This window comes from Streptacidiphilus sp. MAP12-16, assembly GCF_041262165.1.
Taxonomy (GTDB): Bacteria; Actinomycetota; Actinomycetes; order Streptomycetales; family Streptomycetaceae; genus Streptacidiphilus.
The window spans coordinates 22,073-45,563 of record NZ_JBGCBY010000007.1; the positions used below are offsets into that span (position 1 = coordinate 22,073).

The window sequence follows — 23,491 nt, forward strand, 5'->3', positions numbered from 1 at the left end:
TGCACTCGTCGGCCGAGGGCAGCGCATGGTTGCCGGCTGCTGCGACCGGGATCGCCGCCGTCTGGATCTTTCTGGCTGGTCGCACCAGGGCCGACCGGCCCTATCCGCCCACAACCCGTCGGGCTGATGCTGGAAGGGCGACGGACCGTCGCGAGACCCACAGGAGAGGGACCGTCACATGAACAGCACCCAGAGTCGTGGGCCCGTGAGTGTTGGCGTATCGCGCTCCGAGGCGAGCGACAGCGCGCTGCTCTGGGCCGCGGACGAAGCCGCCTGGCGTGGACTGACGCTCCTGCTGATACACGCTCAGGAGTGGCCCACTGGCACGTCGCCGCGGACCGAACCCGACCACCCGGCTCACCTGTGGTCCACGCACTTCCGCGCAACGGGCGAGCGGCTGCTCGAGGAGGCCCGCGCTCGTGCCGTGGAGCGTCACCCCGGGCTGGTCGTCACCACAAAACTCGCTGAGGGACGAACCGTCCGCGTGCTGCGCGAGGCGGCGGAGCACGCGTCCCAACTGGTACTCGGTGTACGGCGGTTGACCGAGAGCGACATCCTCTTCGCGGCCGGTGGCAAGGGCCTCTCCCTTGTCGGTCACACCCCATGCCCCATCGCCCTGGTACCGCAGCAGGCTGCGGAGTACGTGACCGATGGGCCGGTGGTGGTGGGCGTGGACGGATCCGCCGCCTCGGAGCGCGCCGTCGAGATGGCCTTCGAGGAAGCAGTCCGCGGCGACGTGGGGCTGCTCGCGGTCGAGGTCCGCCGACCGCGTGAGGCAGGGCTGCCCGACTTCCTGGAGGAGGCCCGTCTCGATGTGTCGCAGGCGCTCGCGGGCTGGTCGGAGAAGTATCCCGACACGGACGTGCAGTGGGAGGTGCTGACCGGTCACCCGGCCCTGATGCTCGCCACTGCCTCGCGCAGGGCGCGCTGCCTGGTGGTCGCCTCGCGCGGGCTCGGCGGCTTTCGCGGCATGGTGCTCGGCTCGACCAGCCGCGGTCTGGTGCACCGAACGCACTGCCCGTTGCTGGTCGTGCCCGCGGGACAAGCCCGGTAGCGAATCGTCCGGCGGTCGCCTGCGGACCGGGACTGCTCCGGTGCGGCGGCCGCCTCGGCTGGTCCTGGCCCTTCCCGCCCGACCTGTGGACAACGCTCCCCACCGCCGTCCCACCGCGCGGGCCCGGACACACGACGGTCACACCAGGGACTCGGCGCGCTCCTTGATGCCGAGAAGCATCTTGCGCTCCATGATGAGACTTCCGGGTTCCATGAGGTAACAGGAGAGGATCCTGGACGCCACGGAGGGGTCAGGGGTCGCGATGCGGTTGCGGCTGACGAGCCTGGTGCCGCCGTTCTGCGGGTAGAGGCCGAACGCCCAGACCCACGAGCCGTCCTCGGAGCGCAGCACCAGCGCGCGGTCGGGCTCAAGGACCTCGACCCGCATGCGCGGACCGTGGGCGCCCAAGGGAGTGACATCGCCGACTTTCGCGTCCTGGAACTCGGGCAGGATCGTGGTCGCGCTGTGCATACCCAGGCCGAAGAGGTTCTCGACCCAGTCGTAGGTGTAGGCGCCGCCGCGGCCGGGGCCCATCTGCACCAGCCAGGGCCAGATCGCCGAGGGTGGTGCGTCCACCCCGATCGCGCGTGTCGACACCAGCGGTGCGCTGGGCAGGAACTCGTCGCCGGGCATCTCGCGACAGGCTTCCTCGCGGCTCGCGCCCCACGTCAGGCACTGCCTGCGCCAGAGCAGTGGGTAGCCGGCGGCGGCGAGTGCGGCTACTGCGGCGATGCCTCTTACGGCAATGGACCGGCTGTTCATCGCGGTCTCCTCGGGGTCTGGGGTCGGTGGCGAAGCGAGCGGTGCAGGTTCCTTCGGAGGGAGAGTGGGCTGTTCATGCGTCACGTCGCACAAGGGCGACCGCCGCGACGAGGAGCATGGCCGCGGTGTAGCCGCACAGGACGAGAAGCCCTGCCGCCGGGGTCAGTAGGTTGGGGAAGCGGACAACGGCGGACATCGCCACACCGGCTGAGCTCGGCAGGTACTGGGTGATGTCGTTGTTCCAGGGCGAGGGCAGCAGGGTCACCAGGCCCGGTACGACGAGGAGGACCGCGAACAGGACCGCGACGGCTCCCGCTGTTCGGCGCAGGGCGGCCCCCACTGCGACGGCGATGGCGCCGATCAGGACGAGATGCCCCGCGCCGCCGATCACGGCCCGCAGGACGCCCGGGTCGGAGATCGAGACGCCGGCATGCTTGGGCGCGAGGAGGGCTTGGCAGATGAAGAACGCCGAGAAGCAGGAGATGAGGCTGACCGCGCCGACCACCGAGCTGAACGTCGCGGCCTTCGCGGCCAGCAACAGGCGCCGCTGCGGGGTGGCGCCGAAGGTGAGTCTGATGGTGCCGGTGGCGTATTCGGAGGTCATGACGAGCACGCCGAGGACGCCGATGGACAGCTGGGCGAGGTTGATCCCGGCGAAGCTGTAGAGCAACGGGTCGAAGCCGGTAGCCTCCGCGGGCGTGCGGTGGTCCCATCGGCTTACTTCGAGCGACGTGAGGAGGACGCCGAGACCGACCGTGCTCACCGTCGTGAAGATCAGGGCCCACATGCTGGAGCGGACCGTGCGCAGCTTGGTCCACTCCGCACGAGCGGCTGCGGCGAACACCTTGGGCAGCGTGGGAGTCGGTGAGGCGGCAACGTGCTGGGGGGCGAGGGTCTGGCTCATCGGGTGCTCCGCAGCGGACTGTCGGCTGTGGCGCGGAAGTCGGCGTGCTCGTGTGTGAGTTCCATGTAGGCGTCTTCCAGAGAGGCGCGTTGTGCTGACAGTTCGTAGAGGGTCAGTCCGGCCCCGGCCGCGAGGATCCCCACGTCGCGGCACTCCATTCCTTTGATCGACAGTCCTTCTGTCCCGTCCGCTGTGACCGTCGCGCCTTTTTCGCGCAGCAGGGTGGTGAGCGTCGAGGCCTCGGGTGTCGCCGCGCGTACGTGGTGGCCCGACGTCTGTTCGATGAAGTCGGCCACCCGTCCGGTTGCCAGCAGACGGCCTCGTCCGATGACGATGAGGTGGTCTGCGGTCAGAGCCATCTCCGACATCAGGTGACTGGAGACCAGTACGGTCCGTCCCTCGTCGGCGAGGGAGCGCAGGAGGCGGCGTACCCACAGGATGCCCTCGGGGTCCAGGCCGTTGATCGGCTCGTCGAAGATCAGCACCTGCGGGTCGCCGAGCAGCGCGACGGCGATACCCAGCCGCTGGCCCATGCCCAGGGAGAAGGTGCCGGCCCGGCGGTGGGCCACCTCGGTCAGGCCGACCATCGCGAGGACCACGTCGACTCGCTGTCGCGCGATGCCGTTGGAGTCGGCGAGCCAGACCAGGTGGTTTCGGGCGCTGCGGCCGGGATGGACCGCGTTGGCGTCCAACAGTGCGCCGACCTCGTGCAGTGGGAACCGCAGCCTGCTGTAGCTGCGGCCCGCGACGGTGATTCGCCCGGCAGAGGGTGCGTCCAATCCGACGATCATCCGCATCGTCGTGGACTTGCCGCTGCCGTTGGGCCCGAGAAACCCTGTGACCTGCCCGGCCGCGACGGTGAAGCTGAGGTCGTCCACGGCCAGCGTCGTGCCGTAGCGCTTGGTCAGCTGCTGTGCCTCAATCATGATCGCGGCCCGGAGGGCGTGCGGAAGATCACGTGCTGCGGGCTGGGGTTCATGGCGGTGACTCCAAGGTGGTGGCGGAGGCGGTGTCGGGCTGCGGTCGGCTGAGGTCGCGGATCGCGAACCAGCCCAGCAGGAGGACCAGGACGGCCAGGACCGGCGTGGCGATGCTCCACCAGGTGGTGATGGCAAGGGGAAGCGCGCCGACAGCCAGCAGCACCATGGCGATCGGCACGGATCGGCGGGCCGCGATGAGCGCGGCGAGAACGACCAGGCCACCGGCGAGACCCAGGATCCGGTCCCATCCGTGCGCCGCGAGGCCGATCCAGATGTAGAGCAATGCGACCACGGCCACCAGCACGCTGGGCCAGGTCCGACGCAATGTCTCGTTCAACGGAACCTCCCGGTTATGCGCGAACCACATCGCCGGCGGGCCGGCGAGGGCTCAGCAGCGCGGCGGCGGTGGGGTACCCGATCCGAAACGTCATGATCGCGTGGGAGTCGGCGGGCAGCATCGCCGCGACGGCTTCGGTGACGTCCGGTGCAAGGCCGGCCGAGGTCTCCCGGTCGACGCGTTCGGGGATCTGGCACAGCGGCTGCATCCCCAGCCCTTCGGTGGTGGCCGCAAGGTGCATGCGCTGCCAGATGCGTCCGACCTGAAGCCGCTGGAGGGGATCGTGGGGATCACGTACCACCAGGGCGCCGAAGGCCGCCGCGGTCGGCAGCTGGGTGTCACGGGTGCCGCTGAGCCAGCCGTCGTCGTCCTGTTTGCGGGTGGTGGGCAGCAGCTTGGACAGGGCCCGGATCAGAGCGGACTGGCCGGAGGGATCGATGGTGATGCCGTCCTTGTGCAGCTGGATGTCGTGCCAGTCCGAGCGGTACCAGCGGTAGTCGTCGGCGGCTTGCTGCGGGTCGGCGATGATGGCCTGGGTCGCGCGAACGGTCAGGTCGCTGAACGCCCGTTTCTGGGTGTTGGTGGTGAACCAGACCAGCTGCGTAGCGGGGGCGTCGACCAAGGCGCTCAAGGCGTCGAGTTGACGGCCGGTCACCGGGCGGGTCGTGTCGTACCCGCCGCGGTTGGTGTGGCGTGCGGCGATGGCATCGAACAGGGCCGACCCCGAGGCCGGCGCCGGGGCCAGGGACACCGTGGCGATGTGGGTGGCGTCGTAGGGGACGGGCAGCAGGGACACCTTCGCGGTCATGCCGTTGGGTGCGGCGGCCAGTGCCAGATTCTCCACGGCGCAGCCGAGGGAGATCTGCATCTCGCGCAGCAGTGGGTCCATCGCCCCGATGGTGCGGGACATGTCGGAGAACAGCTCGATCCGGTCATCGGAAACCGTGAACAGCCACGGCTGGGTGTTGTGGGCGTTCGCGGCCAGAATCGCCGCGTTGACCAGGTTCAACGTATGGCCGCCCGGCTTCGACCGGCCCCAGGCGTCGTAGGCGGAGCCGGTCCCGGTCGAGAACACCCCACCCTCAACGGCTCGCCAGGTCAGGCCGGAGGCCCCGGACACCGCGACGAGACCGGACCCCAGGCCGAGGATCTGCAGGGCCTTGCGGCGGCTTACCGCCCGCGCCGCACCAGGTCGGTCAACGGACTGTTCCAGATCAGCTTGCATGGGAGGCACCGTCCGCCTCGGGCAGCGTAGGGACGGGTACGGGTCGGCGGCTGAGATGCTCGGTGACCGAGACCACGCCGTCGACGGCCAGGCACAGTCGCACGATGATCGGAACGAGGTCCGCACGTGCGACCGTGCCACTGAGGACGACGCGTCCCTGGTCGACCTCGACGCCCACTGCGGCGGGACTCACCCCGCTCACCTGGTTGAGGACGTCCTCAACGACCTCCCGGTGGATGGCCTCGTCGCCGCGCAGGAAGACGCGCAGCAGGTCGCTGCGGCTGACCATGCCGACGAGCCGGCCGTCGTCAGCCACCACGGGGAGTCGCTTGACCCGGTGACTGTCCATGAGCCGGGCGGCTGCCACCACACTCGCCCGCGGACCGGTGCAGACAGCGGGGCTGCTCATCAGTTCCCGGGCGGTAGCCCCCTGAGCTCGGTCGGGCCCGTCCCGGCTCGGCCGCGGCGCGGGTCGCATGGCGGAGGGATCCTCCTGGGATGCCTGCTTGCGCAGCAGGTCGGCCTCGGAGACCACGCCGACGAGTCGGTCCTGGAGGTCTGTCACGGCCACTGCCGTGATGTCGTACTCGGCCAGCAGTGCCACGATCTCCTGGAAGCCGGTGTCGGGGGCGACCCGGACGACCGGGGTTGTCATCACGTCCTCGACGCTGCAGTGCCCCATGAGGCGCCATCCCTTCGGGTCCACTTCCTTGGCAGGGCGCACGCCTGTCCAGGCATTCGGACGGGACCGGTCGTGGTGCGCTTCCCGGTGCCCCTGCTGCCAGTCTGGCCACTGCGACGGCTCGGCAGCGATGGGCCGAAGGGCCCGATCTGCGGCACCATGTGGCCCTTTGGGACAGATGGAAAGCGCGACATGCTAACTCTCCGTATCGATACGTGCACGGCTCGTGCGCCGCCTCTGTGCGGCCCCGACGCAGCTTTTGTCTTCACGTTCGCACGCACGCAGGACAACACGCACGCAGGACAACACGCACGCAGGACAAGCCGAGGAGCCCTACGCCATGGCCGGCACCACCGCTGTGCCCGTTGAGACCACCAGGACCGTGAGAGCGCAGGGCGAGCTCGACCTCGTCAGCGCTCCCTCCTTCCGTAGCACCCTGCACGGCGGGGCGTCGTTCACTCCGGCGGCCCGCGTTGTGGTCGACCTCAGTGACGTCACCTTCATGGACGTCAGTCCCCTGCGCGAACTCTGCATCGCCACGAACCGGTTCGAGCAGCAGGGCGGTTGGGTCCGCCTCGTCTACACCGATCCCACTGTCGCGCGACTGCTGCGTGCCACCAGGCTCGCCGACCGGTTCCCCCGCTACGCCACCATCGCTGACGCCCGTGCAGGTCGGACCAGTCCACCCGGGTTCCCAGCGCGGTGAGTGAGTGCGTTGAGCACTCCCTCGTCGGCGGCCTCACCGTGCGCGTCGTGGTGAGGTCACCGCCGCTGACAGGCCGGATTCGGGGGCTACCGGCCCACTCGCAGGGCCCTGTTGGGCCCTGTGCTCCAGCGGCGCCCGAGCGGAGGGTGAGGAGCACGCCACCTGGTACGGGTGACACCCACGGCACGAGGGAGTTCGACCATGGCCACGACCGCGTCGCCGCCCGCAGCGGCGGAAGCACTGCTCACAGACGGAAGCACCGTCACCATCCGCCCGCTCCGGCCAGGCGACCACCTTGCCGTCCTGGACCTGCATGCGAAGCGGATGTCGCCGGGCAACCAGCGGCTGCGCTTCTTCGCCATGAGCAGGCGGGCGCCGGAAGCCTCCGCCGACCGGCTGTGCGCCCCGGTCCGCGAGGGCTTCCTGGCACTCGGTGCGTTCAGCGCGATCGGGCTTCCGGAGGAGCAACTGCTGGGTGTGGTCGAGTACGACGTGGATGCCCAGCGCCCGATGGTCGCGGAGATCGCCGTGGCCGTCGCCGACGACCGGCACCACCAGGGTGTGGGCACGCTGCTGATAGAGCATCTGGTCCATGCCGCCCGCAACGCGGGCCTGCTGATCTTCGAGGCCGACGCCCTGGCCGAGAACCAGGTGATGCTCAAGGTCTTCGCCGCCCTGGGGTTGCGGGTCGAGCGCCACCACACCGGTCCGGAGGTGCGAGTGGTGGTGTGGCTCGACGAGAGCGCCGAGGAGTACCTGACAACGGTGGACGAGCGCGCCCGCAGTGCCGACGTCGCCAGCCTGCTCCCCCTGCTGATGCCCCGCTCGATCGCCGTGGTCGGCGTCTCCGCGCGGCCTGGATCCGTGGGGCACACCGTGCTGGTGAAGATCCGCCAAGGCCACTTCGAAGGACCGGTGTGGGCCGTGAACCCGCACGCCGAGACCGTCGCCGGCCTGGCCTGCTACCCCTCGGTCGGGCAGCTGCCCGGCGTTCCCGATCTGGCAGTCGTGGCCGTACCCGCCGATCGGGTGCCCGATGTGGCTGTGGACTGCGGGCGTCTGGGCGTGCGCGCCCTTGTCGTGCTGACCTCCGGTCTCGACCGGCACCAGTCCGAGCGGCTGCTGGACGCCTGCCGGCGCCACAGCATGCGCCTGGTCGGCCCCAACTGCCTGGGCATCGCGCAGACCGACCCCGCGGTACGTTTGGACGCGCAGTTCGGCGCGGTCGTCGCCGCAGCCGGCAGCGCCGGGGTCGCGGTGCAGTCCGGCGGGGTGGGGATCGCGCTGATGGAGCGTCTGAACGCGCTGGGTATCGGTGTCTCCAGCTTCGTGTCGCTCGGTGACAAGTACGACGTCAGCGGCAACGACCTGCTGCAGTGGTGGGAGAACGATCAGCGAACCCGACTCGCGATCCTGCACCTGGAGTCCTTCGGCAGTCCCCGGGCCTTCGCCCGGACCGCCCGCAGGGTCGCGCGCACCATGCCGGTGCTGACCGTGGACGCCGGGCGCTCGGCCGCAGGACGCCGGGGCGCCGCCTCGCACACCGCGGCCGCCGCCACCCCGACGGTGACCCGGCAGGCGCTCTTCGCCCAAGCCGGGATCACCGCCACCAGCGGGATCGGTGAACTGCTGGAGGCGGCCGCTCTGCTGCACTCCCAGCCGCTGCCGGGCATCTCGGGCAAGGTCGCGGTGATCTCCAACGCCGGCGGCATCGGCGTGCTGGCGGCCGACGCGTGCGCCGAGGCCGGCCTGGTCCTGCCCGAACTCCCCGCCCCGCTGATGCAGCGCCTGATCGCTGAGCTGCCGCAGGGCTCGAGTGCGGCCAACCCGGTCGACACCACCGCAGCCGTCGACGCGCAGGCCCTGGCCGCCGCCGTCGACCTGCTGGTCGAGAGCGGCACGGTGGACGCGGTGCTGCTCTGTCTGGCTCCGACCGCGCTGGGTACCGACCCGGTACAGGAACTGCTCGCTGCCCCCGCGCGGCGCACCCGCCCGATCGCAGTGGTCCGCCTGGACCAGCGCACCCCGGTCGACTACCTGACAACCCACGACGGAGGCAGGCTGCCCTGCTACGCCGATCCGCAGTCCGCCGCCCGTGCCCTGGCCCACGCCGCCGACCGTGCGCGCTGGCTGGCGGAGGTGCCCGCAGCCGTACCCCGGCCCGAGGGGATCGACCGCGACGCCGCCGAAGCGATGGTGGCCGGCTTCCTGTCACGGCACCCGGAGGGCGGCTGGCTCGACCCGGAGGTCACGGCACAACTGCTGCACAGCTACCGCATCCCGCTGGCCACCAGCGTCTGGGCCACCGGCGAGCACGACGCCGTTGAGGCGGCCGGGAGGCTCGCCCTGACCGGGCACGAGCACCGCGTGGTCCTCAAGGCGTACTGGCCCGGCCAGGTCCACAAGAGCGACCTGGGCGCGGTCCGCACCGGGCTGCACGGCCGCGACGCGGTCAGGGACGCCTACCGCGGCTTCGTCCGCGACTTCGGCGAGCGCCTCACCGGTGTCGTGGTCCAGCCGCAGGCGACCCCCGGCACGGAGCTGTTCGCCGGAATGGTCCAGGACCAGGTCTTCGGCCCGCTGGTGCTGTTCGGCATGGGCGGTACCGCCGTGGACCTGCTGGACGACCGCGCCGCGCGGCTGGCGCCGCTCAGCACTGTCGACATCCGCACGCTGCTCACCAGCCCGCACGGATCGCCGCTGCTGTTCGGCTACCGGGGTGCGCCGCCCGCCGACCTGGACGCACTGGAGGACCTGTTGGCCCGGCTGAGCGTCCTGGCCACCGACCTGCCGCAGCTCACCGATATCGACCTCAACCCGGTGATCGCCTCAAAGGACGGCATCACCTGCGTCGACGCCCGGCTCCGGCTGGAACCCCGCCCCGCCCCCGACCCCTACCTGCGCAGGCTCCGCCGCCTGCCCGACCCCACCCAGGAGTGATGTCCTTCGCCAAGGGTGGCGGCGCCCCGCGCCGGTGGCGCCCGGGAAGATCGACCCGGACAGGGCTTAGACCGACCGGCAAATGGAGGGTGGAAGAAGAAGGGGGTCCCCCCGGCCGAAGGTTGGGGGAGGGTCGAGGGCCGAGTCCAGGCGGTGCCGACGAGGGAGCCATGGCGGAGCCCTGGCGACTGAGGAGAAGCCGTCTGGGCGAGAGCCTCCCCCACCCTTCGGGCGGGAGGTGCCCCCTTGCCCGCGACGCCGCCCTCCATTTGCCGGTCGGTCTTAGGCTGAGGGGTTGCTGTTGGAACCGTGGGAGATGTCGTGGATGTCGATATGCGCAAGCTGCGCTACTTCGTGGCCGTGGCCGAGGAGTCGCACTTTGGCCGGGCAGCTGAGCGGCTGCACATCACACAACCGGTGCTCTCCCGGCAGATCCGCGCACTGGAGCACGAGCTGGGCGTGCGGCTGTTCACCCGGGGCAAGCAGTCCACCGAGCTGACGGCCGCCGGCCGCCAGCTGCTGGAGGACGCGCGGCCCCTGCTGGCCTCCGCCCAGGCGCTCGGCCGCCGCGTCCTGCAGGCCGCGCACGGGGCGGCGACGTTCACCGTCGGATTCATGCCCGGGATCACCGTGACCCGCGCCGTGCGGGAGTTCACCGCCAGGCATCCCGAACTGGACGTGCAGGTGGTGCGCACCTCCTGGGACACCCAGGTTCAGGCCGTGCACGAGGGCCTCCTCGACGTGAGCTTCGTGCGCCTCCCTGTCGAGCACCGAGGCTTGACGCTGCGTCCGCTCTTCCGCGAGCCGCGCGTCGCCATCATTCCGGCACACCACCGCCTGGCAGGCAAGGAGTCCATCGGTATCGCGGACCTCGCCGCCGAGCGCCTGCTGCAGGACCCCGACGCGGTCCCCGAGTGGCGCGACCTCCCCGACCGCATCGGTGCCGAGGAGGCAGGATCGCGGCCTGTTTTCCGCAGTGTCGAGGAGAAGCTGGAGCACGTCGCGACCTCGGGGGGCGTGCTGGTCCTTCCGCTGTCGACGGCGGCCTACTACACCCACACCGACGTCGCCCACGTGCCCATCGACGACATCGGCCCCAACGAGGTCTGCCTCGCCTGGAGCGCGGACCGGCACTCTCCGCTGCTGTCCGAGTTCGCTGACATCACCGCTGCGCAGCAATGATGCCCTGGGGGCATCACCGCTGACAGAAGAGGTGTTGGACGCTCAACGAGCGCGGCCGCAGGGTGGAGGAGCGGCACCGTCCCCGCCGCATCCGACATCCGAAAGGACCGTGAAGGCGATGAAGGTCTTCCTCACCGGCGGCTCCGGCTACATCGGCCGATCCACCATCCAGGCGCTTGTCAGGCACGGCATCGAGGTGACGGCGCTGGCGCGCAGCGAACAGTCCGCGCGCACCGTCGCGGATCTGGGCGGCACCCCCGTCGCGGGGGCGCTCGCCGACACCGACGTCCTCCGCGAGGCCGCCCGCCGGGCGGACGGGGTGATCCACCTCGGGGTGGACTACGCGGCGGGCACCGCGGACGTCGACGGCGCCGCGGCGGAGGCAATGCAGGACGGCGCCGGAAGCCGCCCCTATGTGCACACCGGCGGTGTGTGGGTGTACGGCGACACCGACGGGGTCGCGGACGAGGACGCCCCGCTGAACCCGCCGCAGATCACCGCCTGGCGGCTGGAGAACGAGAAGCGCGTGCTCGCACGGGCCGCCACCGGAGAGCGCCCGGTGGTGGTGATGCCCGGACTGGTCTACGGCCGCTCGGGTGGACTGGCGCAGTCCTTCTTCGTCGAGCCGGGGCGCGCCGCCGGCGCTGTCCCCTGCATCGGGGACGGCTCCGCCCACTGGGCGCTGGTCCACGTCGAGGACATCGCCGAGTTGTACGTTCTGGCCCTGAACGCCCCGGCCGGGTCCCGCTACGCCGGGGTCAGCGGACAGAACCTCCCGCTGGCAGACATCACCGCTGCCCTCAGCCAGGCTGCCGGATGCCCAGGCAGGATCCACTCGCTGTCCCTGGAGGAGGCTCTGAAGCAGATGGGCCCGATCGCCGAGGCGTTCGCCCTCGACCAGCAGCTCACCGGCGCCCGCGCCCGACGCGAGCTCGGCTGGACGCCCACCCGGCTCGACGCCCTGGCCGAACTCTCCCAGGGCTGAGCCGCGCGAACAGGCGCAGGTCAGGGCGCGAAGCAGGGGTCGGTGGCCGAAGATCGGCGAGCGCGAAGTCCTGGCCGCGATGGTCGAGGCCGATCTCGCTGTCCTGGTGGCCCTCGCGCTCCGCTACGCCGGTGACGAGGTCCGTCGTCGGGTGCCCGGGCAGGTCGCGGTGACGGCGGGCTACGTCATGGCCTTCCGAATCGGGGCTGCGCTGCTCGTGCTGGGCGGAGTGCTCATTGAGGCGCTGTTCGAGCGAGTCGACCCAGATCTGCGGGATCCGACGGCCGAGATCGTCGAGGGGACTCCTCCCTGGCACAGGAAGGCCCCACCGCCGGATCAGCTCCCAGCTCCGGCTGAGATGTGACGGCGCGATCGACAGTGCCATTCGGTGATCAGCTCTAGGATCCGGTGGTGTGGCGAGTAGTCTGAACGCTATGTTCAGTAAGTTGTCGCGTTCGCGCGAGGCGGGGCGGTGCCGGTGAAAGCGGCAGGGGGCGGCGCCGAGGAGAGGGCCGAGGGCGCGAGCGCCCGTTCCGGGCGTCCGCGAAGTGAGGCGCGGCGCGCGGCGATCCTGGCGGCGGCCGGCGACCTCATGATCGAAGGCGGTCTGCGGGCCGCGACGATGGAGGCGATCGCCGCCCGCGCCGGGGTGGGCAAGGCCACCGTCTACAAGTGGTGGCCCTCACGTGGGGCGGTCGCCCTGGAGGGTTTCATGCTCCGGGCGTCCGATTCCTGGTCGCTGCCCGAGGGCGTCTCGGCGCCCGAGGCACTGCGGATCCTCGCGACTGCCGCGGTGCGCCTGTTCACGGACACGCCGGCCGGACCGCTGATGCGGTCTCTGGCCGCCGATGCGCAGTCGGACCCCGAGGTCGGCCGCGCGCTGCGCGAGCAGTGGCTCGGGCCGCGCCGCGCGGTGGCTGCCGAGATCATCCGCAACGGCATCCTGGCCGGGGAGCTCCGTCCGGATCTGGACCTGGCGACGACGCTGGACCTGGTCTTCGCGCCCGTTTACTACCGGCTTCTGTTCACCCACGAGCCGCTGGACGAGACCTTCGCTGAGCGCTCCATCGAGCATGTGCTCTCGGGGATCGCGGCACCGGGGAATACCCCGGCGCCGCCAGATGCTGGAACAGAACGCACCGTTCAGTAACTAGCTCCGGAGTGCTCCGATGAGAACAGACACCGCACCCTCCGCATCAAAAACTGTCGCCGAGCGGCAGAGCGGATCGGCCCGGTCTTCCCGCTCGTTGCGCTGGATCACGGTCACTCTGGCTTTCGCCTGCGGGGCGAGCGTGGCCAACCTCTACTACGCCCAGCCGCTGCTGAGCCCCATCGGCCACGCGTTCGGCGTGGGTCAGGGCGCGGCGACGGTCGTAGTGACCGCGACTCAGGTCGGATACGCGCTGGGCCTGGCCCTTCTGCTGCCTCTGGGCGACCTGCTGGAGAACCGGAGGCTGGCCTCGCGCACACTCCTGCTGACGGCCGGCGCCCTGGCCATGGCCGCCGTCGCCCCCGACTTCTGGATCTTCCTGGTGCTGTCCGCTCTGATCGGAGTGACCTCGGTGGTCGCCCAGATCCTGGTACCCCTCGCCGCACACCTCGCGCCCCCGGAAGCACGCGGAAAGCTCGTCGGACAGGTGATGAGCGGCCTGCTCCTGGGCATCATGCTGGCCCGTTCCATCTCCAGCTTCGCCGCCGCAGCCTGGGGATGGCGCAGCATCTACGCCATCTCCGCAGGAGTCATGCTGCTCACTGCCGTCGCGCTGGCCAAGATGCTGCCGCTTCGACAGCCCGTGCAGACCGCGCGCTACGGCGCTCTCCTGACATCGGTCGTCCACCTGGCGCGGACCGAACCGGTACTGGTGCGCCGGGCGCTCACCCAGGCGCTCCTGTTCGGAGCCTTCACCACGTACTGGACGGCGATCTCCTTCGAACTCATCAGTCGTCACCATCTGACCCAGAACGGCGTTGCCGTCTTCGCCCTCGTCGGAGCCGCCGGAGCCGCCGCGGCCCCGGTCGCCGGACGCCTGGGCGATGCGGGCCACGGCGTGGTGATGCGCGCGGGAGCCATAGCACTGGGACTCGTTTCGATGCTGGTGGCGGGGCTCGGCGCAGCCAACCTGGTCGTCCTTGCTCTGGGCGGCGTGCTCCTGGACTTCGCCGTCCAAAGCCACCAGGTGCTCAGCCAGCGGGACATCTACGCCCTGCGCCCTGACGCGCGTGCGCGGGTCAATTCCGTCTACATGACGAGCGTCTTCCTCGGCGGAGCCGCTTCGTCCGCGGCCACCGGCCCGGTTCTCGCCGCCTGGGGCTGGACCGGCGTCACGGTCATGGCCGCAGCCCTCATGGCAGTCGGTCTGGTCATCTGGATCGCGGAGCGCATGCGGCAGGGCGGGTCGACCGTCACTACCGGCTGACTCGCAATCCGTCACCGGCCGTACGGGGGCGGGGTCGTGGGGAAGTCGGACACGTCGGCGGCGGTGTCACCGAGGACGGATCTTTGTGCCGACGGTGTTTGATTGACGGTCATGTGCAGGCCATGAACCCTGGATAGGCTTGCATCATGTACATGGCGGACCGGCCGCCTGTCGTCACGGAGGCTCCATGTCCTTCCTCCGCATTGCCCTGACCCGTTCCTATCGCGTACTGGTCGTCGCCCTCGCGGCTGTCGTCTGCGTTCTGCCGCTGTCGACCGCTACGGCTTCCGCCGACACCGGCGGGCTCTCGCTCGCGGCGGGCACGTCAGTCGGTATTCACAACACCTACGACGACACCAGCCAGTTCCCCTTCCTGGCGAACGCGCTCGACACCGGTGCGTCGCTCATCGAGCTGGACACCTGGGTGGACCCGTTCACCCACGAGTGGAAGGTGAGCCACTCGAGCCCGCTGGGGAACAAGAACAACTGCGTCGACGCCTCCACCGCGGCCGATCTGTACCGGGGCGGAGCCAACAAGGACCTGGGCAGTTGCCTGGACGACATCAGGATCTGGCTCGGCACCCATCCCGGGCACCCGCCGATCATGGTGAAACTGGAGATGAAGGCGGGGTTTGACGCCACGGTCGGCCTCGGCCCGGCGGAGATGGACGCGCTGGTCCAGGCGCACCTGGGCTCCGATGTCTACCGTCCGGTCGACCTGCTGGGTGGCTACCCGTCGCTGGACGCTGCCGCGCGGGCGGGCAACTGGCCCTCGCGCGCGTCCCTGGCGGGAAAGGTCATCCTTGAGACGATCCCCGGCACTTTCGAGATGAACAACCCGTTCGACCACCTGTGGACGGACACCGAGTACGCGCAGTACCTGAACCGTCTGCAAGCCTCCGGGAGCCTCGGCAACGCCCAGATCTTCCCCTCGGTTCTCGGCGCGGCTTCCGGCGATCCGCGCACGCGTTACCCGGATACCTCGTTGCGGCCGTGGTTCGTGGTGTTCGACGGAGACGCGCACGCCTACGTCGACGGCGGCATCGACACGTCCTGGTACGACAGCAACCACTACCTGCTGGTCATGACCGACGCGCAGAACGTGACTCCGGCACTGTCGGACACCGCTCCCAGCCAGTCCGACGCAACAGCGCGGGTCGCCCAACTCGCCAAGGCTCACGCGTCTTTCGTCTCCTGCGACTGGACCGGGCTTCCCGCCGTCCTCGGCGAGCAGATCTCCCGAGGGTAGGGACCCCGCCGACCGCCAGAAGCACCGTCCGGGTGCGCATGTGACGGGCGGTTGGCGAGCACGCGTGTCGAGGCCGTGTACCGGTGGGAGACCCCGGCACGCGGCCTCGACCGCGTCGAAGCCACCGGTGACCCGGCATCGGATCCGTACACCCTGACGGACTCAGCCGCCGCCGAGGCGGACGGCTTTGATCAGCAGCAGAACGGCGCTCAGCACCAGGTAGCCGCGCAGCGCCAGCATGCCGAGGCGCAGTCCGGGTGACCATTCGACGGGCTTGAGCAGGGCCAGTGGGGGCATCCTCCAGGCCAGTTTCTCCGGCGTGGGCATCGCGGGCACCGCTGCCGCCACGGAGGTGCCGGAGCGGCTGCGCGCGATCCGCAGTCCGATCGCCGCTGTGACCAGGCCGACCGCGAGGGCGATGGCGAGCCAGGCGGTGAGGGCCTTGACGTTGATGGTGGGGAAGAGCGTGGTGGTCATCAGGGTGCCGGAGAGCAGAAGCAGGACGGTGATGATGAGGGTGGCCAGGAGGTTGAGCCAGCGCGGGTTGACCCAGGGGCCGAGTACCTCCGGGTCGTTGCAGAGCAGGAGCAGGAAGACGCTGGCCGAGGGCAGCAGGAGTCCGGCCAGGGCCTGGACCGCCTCGGTGATCACTCCCAGCGGCGCGCCGGGGATCAGGACGATCCCCGCGGCCAGCAGCACCATGAGGCTGTAGGAGGCGTAGAACTTCTTGGCTTCGCCGAAGCCCCGGTGCAGTGAGTGGCGCAGGTTGAACACGTCGCCGAAGGCGTAGCTGGTGGCCAGGGTCACCGCCGCGGCGCCGATGATGCTGGCGTCCATCAGCACGATCGCGAACATCACCCCCAGGGCCCGGCTGTGCTGCTCCAGCGCGCGGGCGACGCCGGCGGCGTCGGTGAAGTGGCCCGCGTAGGCGGTGCCGCGGGCGGCGAAGTCGGCGATCATGACCAGGGCCGCTGCGCCGATGACGACGACGAGGGAGCCGATGACGGTGTCCGCGCGCTCGTAGGCGATGAAGCGGGGGGTGATGCGTTTGTCGATGACATTGGACTGCTGGAAGAAGAGTTGCCAGGGCGCGACGGTGGTGCCGACGATGGCGATGATGAGCAGGACGGCGTCGCTGGTGATGCCGCCCTGGATGCCGGGGACCACGAAGTCGCGTGCGGCCTGGCCCCAGTTGGGCTCGGAGCGCAGGGTGAGTGGGATGAGCAGCAGGCTGACCGCGATCAGGGCGAACATGGCGCGTTCCCAGCGGCGGAAGGATCCGCTGGCGGTGACGGCGATCAGCAGGAGGGCCGCGAGTGGCACCACCCAGTACTTGGATGCGCCTAGGTACTCGGAGGCCAGGGAGATTCCGATGAACTCGGTGACGATGGTCAGGAAGTTGAGGATGAACAGGTCGCCGACGCTGAACCAGCCCCAGAACTTCCCGAACCGCTCGTTGATCAGTCGGGCGTGTCCGACGCCGGTGACCGCGCCGAGGCGGACCACCATCTCCTGATTGACGATCAGGACCGGGATGAGCAGCAGCAGCACCCACAGCAGCGAGTAGCCGTAGTTCTGCCCGGCCTGGGAGTAGGTGGCCACTCCGCCGGCGTCGTTGTCGCCGACCATGACGATGATGCCCGGACCGACGATCGCCAGCAGCGTCAGCAGCCGCGTCTTGAAGCCGGGGCGTTCCTCGGCATGGCCGCGGGGGATACGCCCGAACGCGCCCTCGATGTCGCCGAGATGCGCCTCGTCGAGGACGGCGCTGGGCCGCGACGTGGACGCCGGCCGGGGCGGGGGTGTCGGTGCCGCCGTGGGCGTGGGCGTGGGCTTTGGCGCAGGCGCAGGCGCGGGTGCGGGTGTGGGTGCCGGGGGTTCGGCGGTGTGCGGCGGCTCGCGGCCCGGGGGCGGGGCTGGGTGTTCGGGTCCGGTTCGGTCCGGCCGATCGGGGTGCTCCGGGGGCTTGCCGGGGGCGCTCATTCCCGGGTGTCCGTGACGTTCGGACGTTCGCTGGGGGCGATCTCCTCGGCGCGGTGCGCCGGGTGCGGGGCGGGTTCGCGTCGGCGCCAGTCCTCGGGAATGACGGTCTCCAGAATGTCGTCGACGGTGATGACGCCCAGGATGCGGTCCCCCTCGTCGACCACAGGCACGGTCAGGAGGTTGTAGTCGGTCATCAGCAGGGCGACGTCCTCGACATCGGAGTCCGGGAGGACCCGTACCGGTTCGGTGACCATGACCTGCTCCAGAGCGGCGCCCGGATCCGCCTGCAGCAGCACCACCACCGTCGCGGTGCCGATCAGCCGGTTCCCCTCCTCGACCACATGGACGCTGACGAGTGCCTCGGGTTGCAGGGTGCGGGCCTCGCTCACCAGGCTGAGCGCCTGGCTGACGGTGCAGGACGGAGCTGCCGTGAGTATGTCCAGGGACATCAGGCCGCCCGCGCTGGAGGGGTTGAAGCCCATCAGGGTCAGCACTTTGGTGCGCTGGCCGACCGGCAGTGCGTCCAGCACCGGTTGGCGGCGGGCCTGCGGCAGATCGTTGATCGCGTCGGCGGCGTCGTCCGCGCGCATGCGCGTGAGGACCTCGGCGATCTCCTGGTCGCTCTTCTCGCGCAGCAGTCGGGTCTGCGAGTCGGGTTCCAGTTCCTCGAAGACGTCCGCCTCCAACTCGGGGTCGGCGTGGACGGTCTCCAGGATCTCGTGCGACTCGGTGCGGTTGGCGTCCTCCAGCAGGTCGGCGATGTCGGCTGCCTTGAGCCGACCGAGACGCCCGAAGGGGCCGCGCACGTGCGCCGAGCGGGCGTGCCCGATCAGAGGCTCGAAGGACTTCCAGTCACGCCACTGCTGCTGGGCCTGACCACCGACGAGGCCGAACACGCGCGGACGGTGCGGGTGGGTGTCCAGGCCGTCGACCACCCACCCGTCCGGGCCCTGGCGCAGCCGGAGGTCGTGGGCCCGGACCAGCTCGACGTCGGCAACGTCGAGCACCCGGTGACCGAGTACGTCCGCGCGCAGCAGCACCTCGCCCTCGCGTCGCTCGAACGGGCGCAGGTCCACGACCTCGCTGGTGAGCTGGACCTGCGCGCCGTCGAAGCCGGCGACCTGCTCGACGGGCAGGAAGACCTCACCCCTGCCGACCCGGGCCACCAGCCCGGTGACCATGGGGTAGTCGCGTCCGCGCAGGCGGACGATGACATCGGACAGACGGCCCACCGCCTCCCCGCCGCGTCCCACCAGCGGGCGACGAAGAAGCTGGGACAAAGACACGACGCGGTCCACACCACGAAACTAGCCCGCCCGGCAGCCCCGGCCGACGGGACGCACCCCGACGGGGCCGTGGAGCCGCCCGAAGGGACCAACGAGGTCCGACGCGCTACCGCATCGCCCGGTGGTCACCACATCGGGGACGCGCCGCGCCGGTGGGCTGTGTCGGCCAGCAGCCGGGCCACGTTGCCGGGCAGACCCAGGTGTCGCTCGAGCCAGACTGCGTCGTGACCGTGGGTGGCCAGCACCCAGGCGGTCTGCAGGCGGCTCAGGTTGGGCGGGTTGTTCGCGGGCAGCAGCGGCGCCAGGGCCTCCGCCGGAAAGCCGTCCAAGGTCGGCGCACTGAACCATGCCCCGACGGCGTCCCCTGCGTGCTCCTGCGAAACTCGACGGGTACGTGCCCGGCGAGCGTGGACGACCGCCCCAAGGACGCCGCCCGCGGCGACGGCGACCGCGAGGAAGCCGATGGCGACCAGGGGCCGGTCGCGGACCGGGGACAGACCGATGGCGACCGCGGCGACGAGAATCACGGCAATCGCAGCAAGAGCGGCCAAGCCCTCGACGGTCTGCGGGCGGGGTACCGCTCTCATCGCTGTCGTCCTTTCCGTGCGCCACTCCATCATCGCTGTCTGAGCCGTCCGAGGCGATCAGGCGTCGGGTGGTACCGGTAGGTAGACGGTGAGGGCGCGGGTGACTTTGTCGAGGATGATGGTGTCGGCGGCGGGGCTGATCTCGCCGTCGCGTGCGTAGTGTTCGGTGTCGTGGATGCCCTCGATGCGTAGGTGGGTGACGGCTGCTGCCTGGTAGACGCGGGAGCGGGCGAGGGTGCCGGTGAGGAACGCGGCTACCAGGCGGGTGCGGGCGAACGGGTGGCTGCCGTCCACGGCGCGGATGTCGAGCTTTCCGTCATCCAGGCTGCGGCGGAAGCTCGGGGCGAAGCCGGGTGGATCGAAACGGCCGTTTCCGGCGAACAGCAGCCACAGGCTGCGCTTCCTTCCGTCGATGACGGCCTGGGTGGGTCTGCCCTCGACCAGGACTCGAAGCAGGCCCACGCCGAGTGCGGGCCATTTGCCCAGGTACTTTTCCAATGACTCCCGGGCGCGCACCAGTTCGGGGTAGACGCCGATGCTGAAGGTGTTGAGGAAGTAGGCGGTTGCCGGTTCTGCTGCCTCAGGTCCGCCGGCGTGACCCTTGCTGGTGACCCGGCCCAGGTCGACCGAGCCGCCGTGGCCTCGCTGGACTGCCTCAACAGTGCACTGCGGGGTGAACAGGCCCAGGTCCGAGGCGAAGTGGTTCAGGGTGCCGGCCGGGAAGACCGCCAGCGGCAGGCGGTGTTCGGCGGCCAGCAGGGCGGCCGCGTTGACGGTGCCGTCGCCGCCGGCGACTCCCAGCGCGCCGACACCGTGGGTTGCCGCGACGTCGGCGGCTGCCTGCTGGAGCAGGGCGACCAGGTCCTGGTCGGGATCACAAACCCGTACATCGGCCTGGGGGAGCGCGTCACGCAGTTCGGCCTCGATGCCCCCGCCACTCCCGGACGAGCTGTTGACCACCAGGATCAGTCCCTCGCCCTGGGGCAGCGCGGGCAAGGGCACCCGTGCACGGGCGGTTTCGGCGGCGTCGTCCAAGCGCAGCGGCCACCAGCGAAGTGTCGCCACCGCGATGACCGTCCCCAGGGCGACTCCGGCCAGGACGTCACCGGGGTAGTGCGCACCCGTGTAGACGCGGGAAGTCGCCACCCCGACGGCGAGGGGGATCACGACGGCGCCCAGCCAGGGTGATTCCAGGGTGACGGCGGTGGCGAACGCGGCGGCCGAGGCCGAGTGCCCCGAGGGAAACGAGGTGGTGATCGGCGCGCGCAGCAGGCGCCGGGCCAGCGGCACCCTACTCGTCAACGGGCGGCTGCGGCCGGTGACCTGCTTGGCGACGACGTTGGCGGCGGCCGAGGCCAGCGCCAGGGAACCGACGCCACGCAGCGCCGCGCGCCGCGCGGTGCGGTTGCGGGACACGCCCATTGCTGCGGCGCCCGCAATCCACAGCACACCGTGGTCCGCTGCCCTCCCGAGCCGGGGCAGCAGAGGATCTATGCCGGGCAGCCGGGCGGTGGCGACGCGGTCGAGCAGGCGAGCGTCGAGTTCGTGGAGTCGTCCCATGACCACCGGCTACCCCAAGTCGGCTCGTGCACACGGTCGCTGGGAGCACACCTGCCCACGGAGCGCTTGGCATCGGCGCGGGCGGGCAGACGAGGAGGCAGGAGGCGCTCCGCGCATCCACCGATCAGGGAGCACACCGTGACGTCGTCTCACACACACGGCCACCGGTCACGGCGTGGCGGCCGGAGCGTCAACTCCCCAGCCGCCCGGTCCGATGAGAGAGCAGCACTGAGGTCGGCAGGTCGTGCCGGCTTCGTCGCACGCGGCATCGTCTATGTCCTGATCGGCGTGCTGGCCATCGAGATCGCCTTGGGCAACCGCGGTGCGCAGGCGGACCGCCAAGGAGCCTTGCACCAGGTCGCAGCTCAGCCGTTCGGGGCGGTGATGCTGTGGCTCCTGGTCGTCGGCTTCGCCTGCATGGCACTGTGGCGGGCTTCGCTGGCCGTCCTCGGCGAACGGGGCCGCAAGAAGACCGGCAGTCGGGTGCTCAGCGCCGCCCGCGCGGTCTTCTACGCCTCGGTGTGCTGGGGCGTGGCCGCCTATGCGTCCGGGAGCGGAGGCCAGTCCACGGGTAACGCCCAATCGCAGGACTGGACGGCATCGGCCCTCAAACTCCCCGGCGGGCAGGTCCTGGTGGGCGTCGCCGGCCTTCTGTTCGCGGCGGTGGGCGTGGGCATCGCGGTGAGCGCGCTGCGGCATCGCTTTCTGAAGAAGCTGGACACCGCCAGGATGACCAAGCGCACCCGTGAGGTCGTCACCGCGCTCGGCGTGGCCGGCGGCGCGGCACGCGGCGCGATCTTCGCCGCAGCCGGGATGTTCGTACTCGTAGCAGCCGTCACGTTCGACCCGAAGCAGGCGAAGGGCATGGACGCCACCCTGCGCAGCTTCACGCAGACCCCGGCGGGTCCATGGTTGCTGGTCGTAGTGGCGGTCGGCTTGATCCTGTTCGGCGTCTTCTCCTTCGCCTCGGCCCGCTGGCGCAAGCTGTAGCGGCGACCGTTGTTGACGGACCGTCATATCCTCGGCGCTGCGGCGCCCACCAGGGCCCCGCGCCACCACCACGTACGGCTGCCGGTGGCGATCGCGCCGGCCGGGGCCGCAGGGCGTAGGGAATCCCCGTGCCGGTGGACGTCACGCGCCTCCCGGCATCCGTCCATCCCGCCATGCGATGGGCCACAGCCCACCGGTGCACGGACCCGTCGAACCAGAACGGGGCGCGGTGGCGCGGGGCCACCACGATCACCAGCACCAGATCCGGCCCTGCGCTCCAGGTTCGCTGACATCACGCCCCTTTGGGAGGTCCGCGGACTCCTCGGACGCTGCCCACTGCGGGTGGGGGGCGAGCGTCAGCGATGCTTGCGCGTGGTAGTGCGCCGCCACGAGAACGGGCCGGGCAGGTCGACGGACTCGGTGCGTTGTCCCTTGGTGTTGACGGTGAGGTGTTCGTGCTTGCCGCCCGTGGTGATGGACATCGAGCGCTTGTTGATGTTCAGGCGCACGCCCGGAAGGATCCGGATGGACTTGTGGAAGCGCAGCGGCATGTGAGGCCCCTTCAGCGGTGGGTTGGGTACGGAAGTCCGCCTACCCCGGTTGTGCCGTTTCAGCAGCGGTCTGCGCTCCCATCGAGCGCGACGTTGTACCGGTGCAAAAGCGATCGCCGCTTGCGTCTCGCCTTCGACGTTCAGTGACGCGAGCCGGTGAGTGATACGCCGTTAGGGCGAGACGTACCGGGATTCACCTGATCGGGCCTGCGGCGGCTCCGTGGCGATCCAAGGTGTGGCTGGTCGGTTGTGTGAGGCTCGCTCCATGGCGAACGATTTGCGACAACGCGCAGTCAGCCCTGGAGCCCGGCAGATGTTGAACAAGGTCCCAGAGGTCACGCTCTCCTTCTGGATCGTCAAGGTCCTGGCCACGACCGTGGGCGAGACTGCCGCGGACCTTCTGAACACTCACCTGCACCTGGGTCTGACGGGCATCACCTGCCTGATGGGGAGCTTGTTGGCGATCACGCTCTTCTTCCAGTTCCGGGCCAGGACCTATGTGCCGGGGATCTACTGGCTCGCGGTCGTCCTGGTCAGCATCGTGGGCACGCTCATCACCGACAATCTGACGGACAATTACGGGGTCGCCCTGGAGACGGCCACCGTCGCCTTTGCTGTGGCGCTAATGGCGACCTTCGCGGCCTGGTATGCCAGGGAACGGACGCTGTCCATCCACTCCATCCATACGACCCGACGGGAGGGTTTCTACTGGATGGCGATCCTGTTCACCTTCGCGTTGGGTACGGCGGCCGGCGATCTCACGGCAGAGCGCCTCAATCTCGGCTATGGGGTCTCCGCGCTCCTGTTCGGCTCACTGATTGCGGCGGTGACGGTTGCTCACCTGCGATTCAGGCTGAATGCGATCGCGGCCTTCTGGATCGCCTACATCCTGACCCGTCCGCTAGGCGCATCCCTCGGTGATCTCTTGTCGCAGCCGCATCATGAGGGTGGCTTCGGCCTGGGGACAGTGTGGACGAGCACGCTCTTCCTGCTGACCATTCTGGGCCTGGTCACCTACATGGTTTTCTCGCTGCGAGGTCGGCTGCTGCCTCCGGAGACGTCAGAGCCAGAGCAGGCACGCTAGGAGGTAGCGGTGAGGAGGGCTGTTGGC

The 23,491-nt window shown here is 70.1% G+C and carries 22 protein-coding genes; 11 read left to right on the forward strand and 11 right to left on the reverse strand.

Annotated elements, in window-relative coordinates; genetic code table 11:
- Positions 1-178: 178 nt before the first annotated feature.
- A complete protein-coding gene (locus ABIA33_RS10845) occupies positions 179-1,054 on the forward strand; it encodes a universal stress protein (RefSeq protein WP_370079858.1) in 876 nt (291 codons plus the stop codon).
- 138 nt (positions 1,055-1,192) lie between these two features.
- Here ABIA33_RS10845 and ABIA33_RS10850 read toward each other — a convergent pair whose 3' ends face one another.
- From ABIA33_RS10850 to ABIA33_RS10875, 6 genes are all read right to left on the reverse strand, one after another.
- A complete protein-coding gene (locus tag ABIA33_RS10850) occupies positions 1,193-1,816 on the reverse strand; it encodes a hypothetical protein (RefSeq protein ID WP_370079860.1) in 624 nt (207 codons plus the stop codon).
- 73 nt (positions 1,817-1,889) lie between these two features.
- Entirely contained in the window at positions 1,890-2,720 is an 831-nt protein-coding gene (locus ABIA33_RS10855) for an ABC transporter permease (protein ID WP_370079862.1), read from the reverse strand.
- Entirely contained in the window at positions 2,717-3,646 is a 930-nt protein-coding gene (locus ABIA33_RS10860; protein ID WP_370079864.1) for an ABC transporter ATP-binding protein, read from the reverse strand. Before ABIA33_RS10860 ends, ABIA33_RS10855 begins: the two co-directional genes overlap by 4 nt.
- A gap of 49 nt (positions 3,647-3,695) precedes the next feature.
- The gene (locus tag ABIA33_RS10865) at positions 3,696-4,037 is read right to left on the reverse strand and encodes a hypothetical protein (protein ID WP_370079866.1); all 342 of its coding nucleotides are present in this window, start codon (positions 4,035-4,037) and stop codon (positions 3,696-3,698) included.
- Between the two features lie 13 nt (positions 4,038-4,050).
- The gene (locus ABIA33_RS10870; protein WP_370079868.1) at positions 4,051-5,262 is read right to left on the reverse strand and encodes a hypothetical protein; all 1,212 of its coding nucleotides are present in this window, start codon (positions 5,260-5,262) and stop codon (positions 4,051-4,053) included.
- Positions 5,252-5,944, reverse strand: a complete 693-nt coding sequence (locus tag ABIA33_RS10875; protein WP_370079870.1) for a CBS domain-containing protein — start codon at positions 5,942-5,944, stop codon at positions 5,252-5,254. The genes ABIA33_RS10870 and ABIA33_RS10875 overlap by 11 nt, the downstream gene beginning before the upstream one ends.
- A 340-nt stretch (positions 5,945-6,284) precedes the next feature.
- Between ABIA33_RS10875 and ABIA33_RS10880 the strand changes: the two genes are divergently transcribed.
- The 8 genes from ABIA33_RS10880 to ABIA33_RS10915 all read left to right on the forward strand — a co-directional run bounded on the left by ABIA33_RS10880 (position 6,285) and on the right by ABIA33_RS10915 (position 15,423).
- Entirely contained in the window at positions 6,285-6,650 is a 366-nt protein-coding gene (locus ABIA33_RS10880; protein ID WP_370079872.1) for an STAS domain-containing protein, read from the forward strand.
- Between the two features lie 201 nt (positions 6,651-6,851).
- Positions 6,852-9,590: a GNAT family N-acetyltransferase gene (locus ABIA33_RS10885; RefSeq protein ID WP_370079874.1), complete on the forward strand. Its 2,739-nt coding sequence runs from the start codon at positions 6,852-6,854 to the stop codon at positions 9,588-9,590.
- Positions 9,591-9,911: 321 nt separating this feature from the next.
- Positions 9,912-10,772, forward strand: coding sequence for a LysR family transcriptional regulator (locus ABIA33_RS10890; RefSeq protein ID WP_370079876.1), 861 nt, complete (start codon positions 9,912-9,914; stop codon positions 10,770-10,772).
- Between the two features lie 118 nt (positions 10,773-10,890).
- Positions 10,891-11,757: an NAD-dependent epimerase/dehydratase family protein gene (locus ABIA33_RS10895; RefSeq protein WP_370079878.1), complete on the forward strand. Its 867-nt coding sequence runs from the start codon at positions 10,891-10,893 to the stop codon at positions 11,755-11,757.
- Positions 11,758-11,836: 79 nt separating this feature from the next.
- Positions 11,837-12,121, forward strand: a complete 285-nt coding sequence (locus tag ABIA33_RS10900) for a hypothetical protein (protein ID WP_370079880.1) — start codon at positions 11,837-11,839, stop codon at positions 12,119-12,121.
- A gap of 108 nt (positions 12,122-12,229) precedes the next feature.
- Complete coding sequence (locus ABIA33_RS10905; protein ID WP_370079882.1) at positions 12,230-12,907, forward strand: TetR/AcrR family transcriptional regulator; 678 nt, start codon at positions 12,230-12,232, stop codon at positions 12,905-12,907.
- A gap of 19 nt (positions 12,908-12,926) precedes the next feature.
- Positions 12,927-14,174 (forward strand): MFS transporter, encoded by a 1,248-nt coding sequence (locus ABIA33_RS10910; RefSeq protein WP_370079884.1) that lies wholly within the window; start codon positions 12,927-12,929, stop codon positions 14,172-14,174.
- Positions 14,175-14,361: 187 nt separating this feature from the next.
- Complete coding sequence (locus ABIA33_RS10915; RefSeq protein ID WP_370079886.1) at positions 14,362-15,423, forward strand: phosphatidylinositol-specific phospholipase C domain-containing protein; 1,062 nt, start codon at positions 14,362-14,364, stop codon at positions 15,421-15,423.
- Positions 15,424-15,585: 162 nt separating this feature from the next.
- On the opposite strand, the gene ABIA33_RS10920 is transcribed toward ABIA33_RS10915, so the two are convergent.
- The 4 genes from ABIA33_RS10920 to ABIA33_RS10935 all read right to left on the reverse strand — a co-directional run bounded on the left by ABIA33_RS10920 (position 15,586) and on the right by ABIA33_RS10935 (position 20,839).
- Positions 15,586-17,406 (reverse strand): Nramp family divalent metal transporter, encoded by a 1,821-nt coding sequence (locus tag ABIA33_RS10920; RefSeq protein ID WP_370079888.1) that lies wholly within the window; start codon positions 17,404-17,406, stop codon positions 15,586-15,588.
- Complete coding sequence (locus ABIA33_RS10925; protein ID WP_370079890.1) at positions 17,403-18,692, reverse strand: magnesium transporter MgtE N-terminal domain-containing protein; 1,290 nt, start codon at positions 18,690-18,692, stop codon at positions 17,403-17,405. Before ABIA33_RS10925 ends, ABIA33_RS10920 begins: the two co-directional genes overlap by 4 nt.
- A 125-nt stretch (positions 18,693-18,817) precedes the next feature.
- On the reverse strand, positions 18,818-19,279 hold the full coding sequence (locus ABIA33_RS10930; protein ID WP_370079892.1) for a hypothetical protein: 462 nt from the start codon (positions 19,277-19,279) through the stop codon (positions 18,818-18,820).
- Between the two features lie 57 nt (positions 19,280-19,336).
- The gene (locus ABIA33_RS10935; protein ID WP_370079894.1) at positions 19,337-20,839 is read right to left on the reverse strand and encodes a bifunctional phosphatase PAP2/diacylglycerol kinase family protein; all 1,503 of its coding nucleotides are present in this window, start codon (positions 20,837-20,839) and stop codon (positions 19,337-19,339) included.
- Positions 20,840-20,977: 138 nt separating this feature from the next.
- Here ABIA33_RS10935 and ABIA33_RS10940 point away from each other — a divergent pair, with 138 nt between their 5' ends.
- On the forward strand, positions 20,978-21,829 hold the full coding sequence (locus ABIA33_RS10940) for a DUF1206 domain-containing protein (protein ID WP_370079896.1): 852 nt from the start codon (positions 20,978-20,980) through the stop codon (positions 21,827-21,829).
- Between the two features lie 356 nt (positions 21,830-22,185).
- Here ABIA33_RS10940 and ABIA33_RS10945 read toward each other — a convergent pair whose 3' ends face one another.
- The gene (locus ABIA33_RS10945) at positions 22,186-22,380 is read right to left on the reverse strand and encodes a DUF4236 domain-containing protein (protein WP_370079898.1); all 195 of its coding nucleotides are present in this window, start codon (positions 22,378-22,380) and stop codon (positions 22,186-22,188) included.
- A gap of 313 nt (positions 22,381-22,693) precedes the next feature.
- On the opposite strand from ABIA33_RS10945, the gene ABIA33_RS10950 reads away from it, so the two are divergent.
- Positions 22,694-23,464 (forward strand): hypothetical protein, encoded by a 771-nt coding sequence (locus ABIA33_RS10950; RefSeq protein WP_370079900.1) that lies wholly within the window; start codon positions 22,694-22,696, stop codon positions 23,462-23,464.
- The last annotated feature ends 27 nt before the right edge of the window (positions 23,465-23,491 follow it).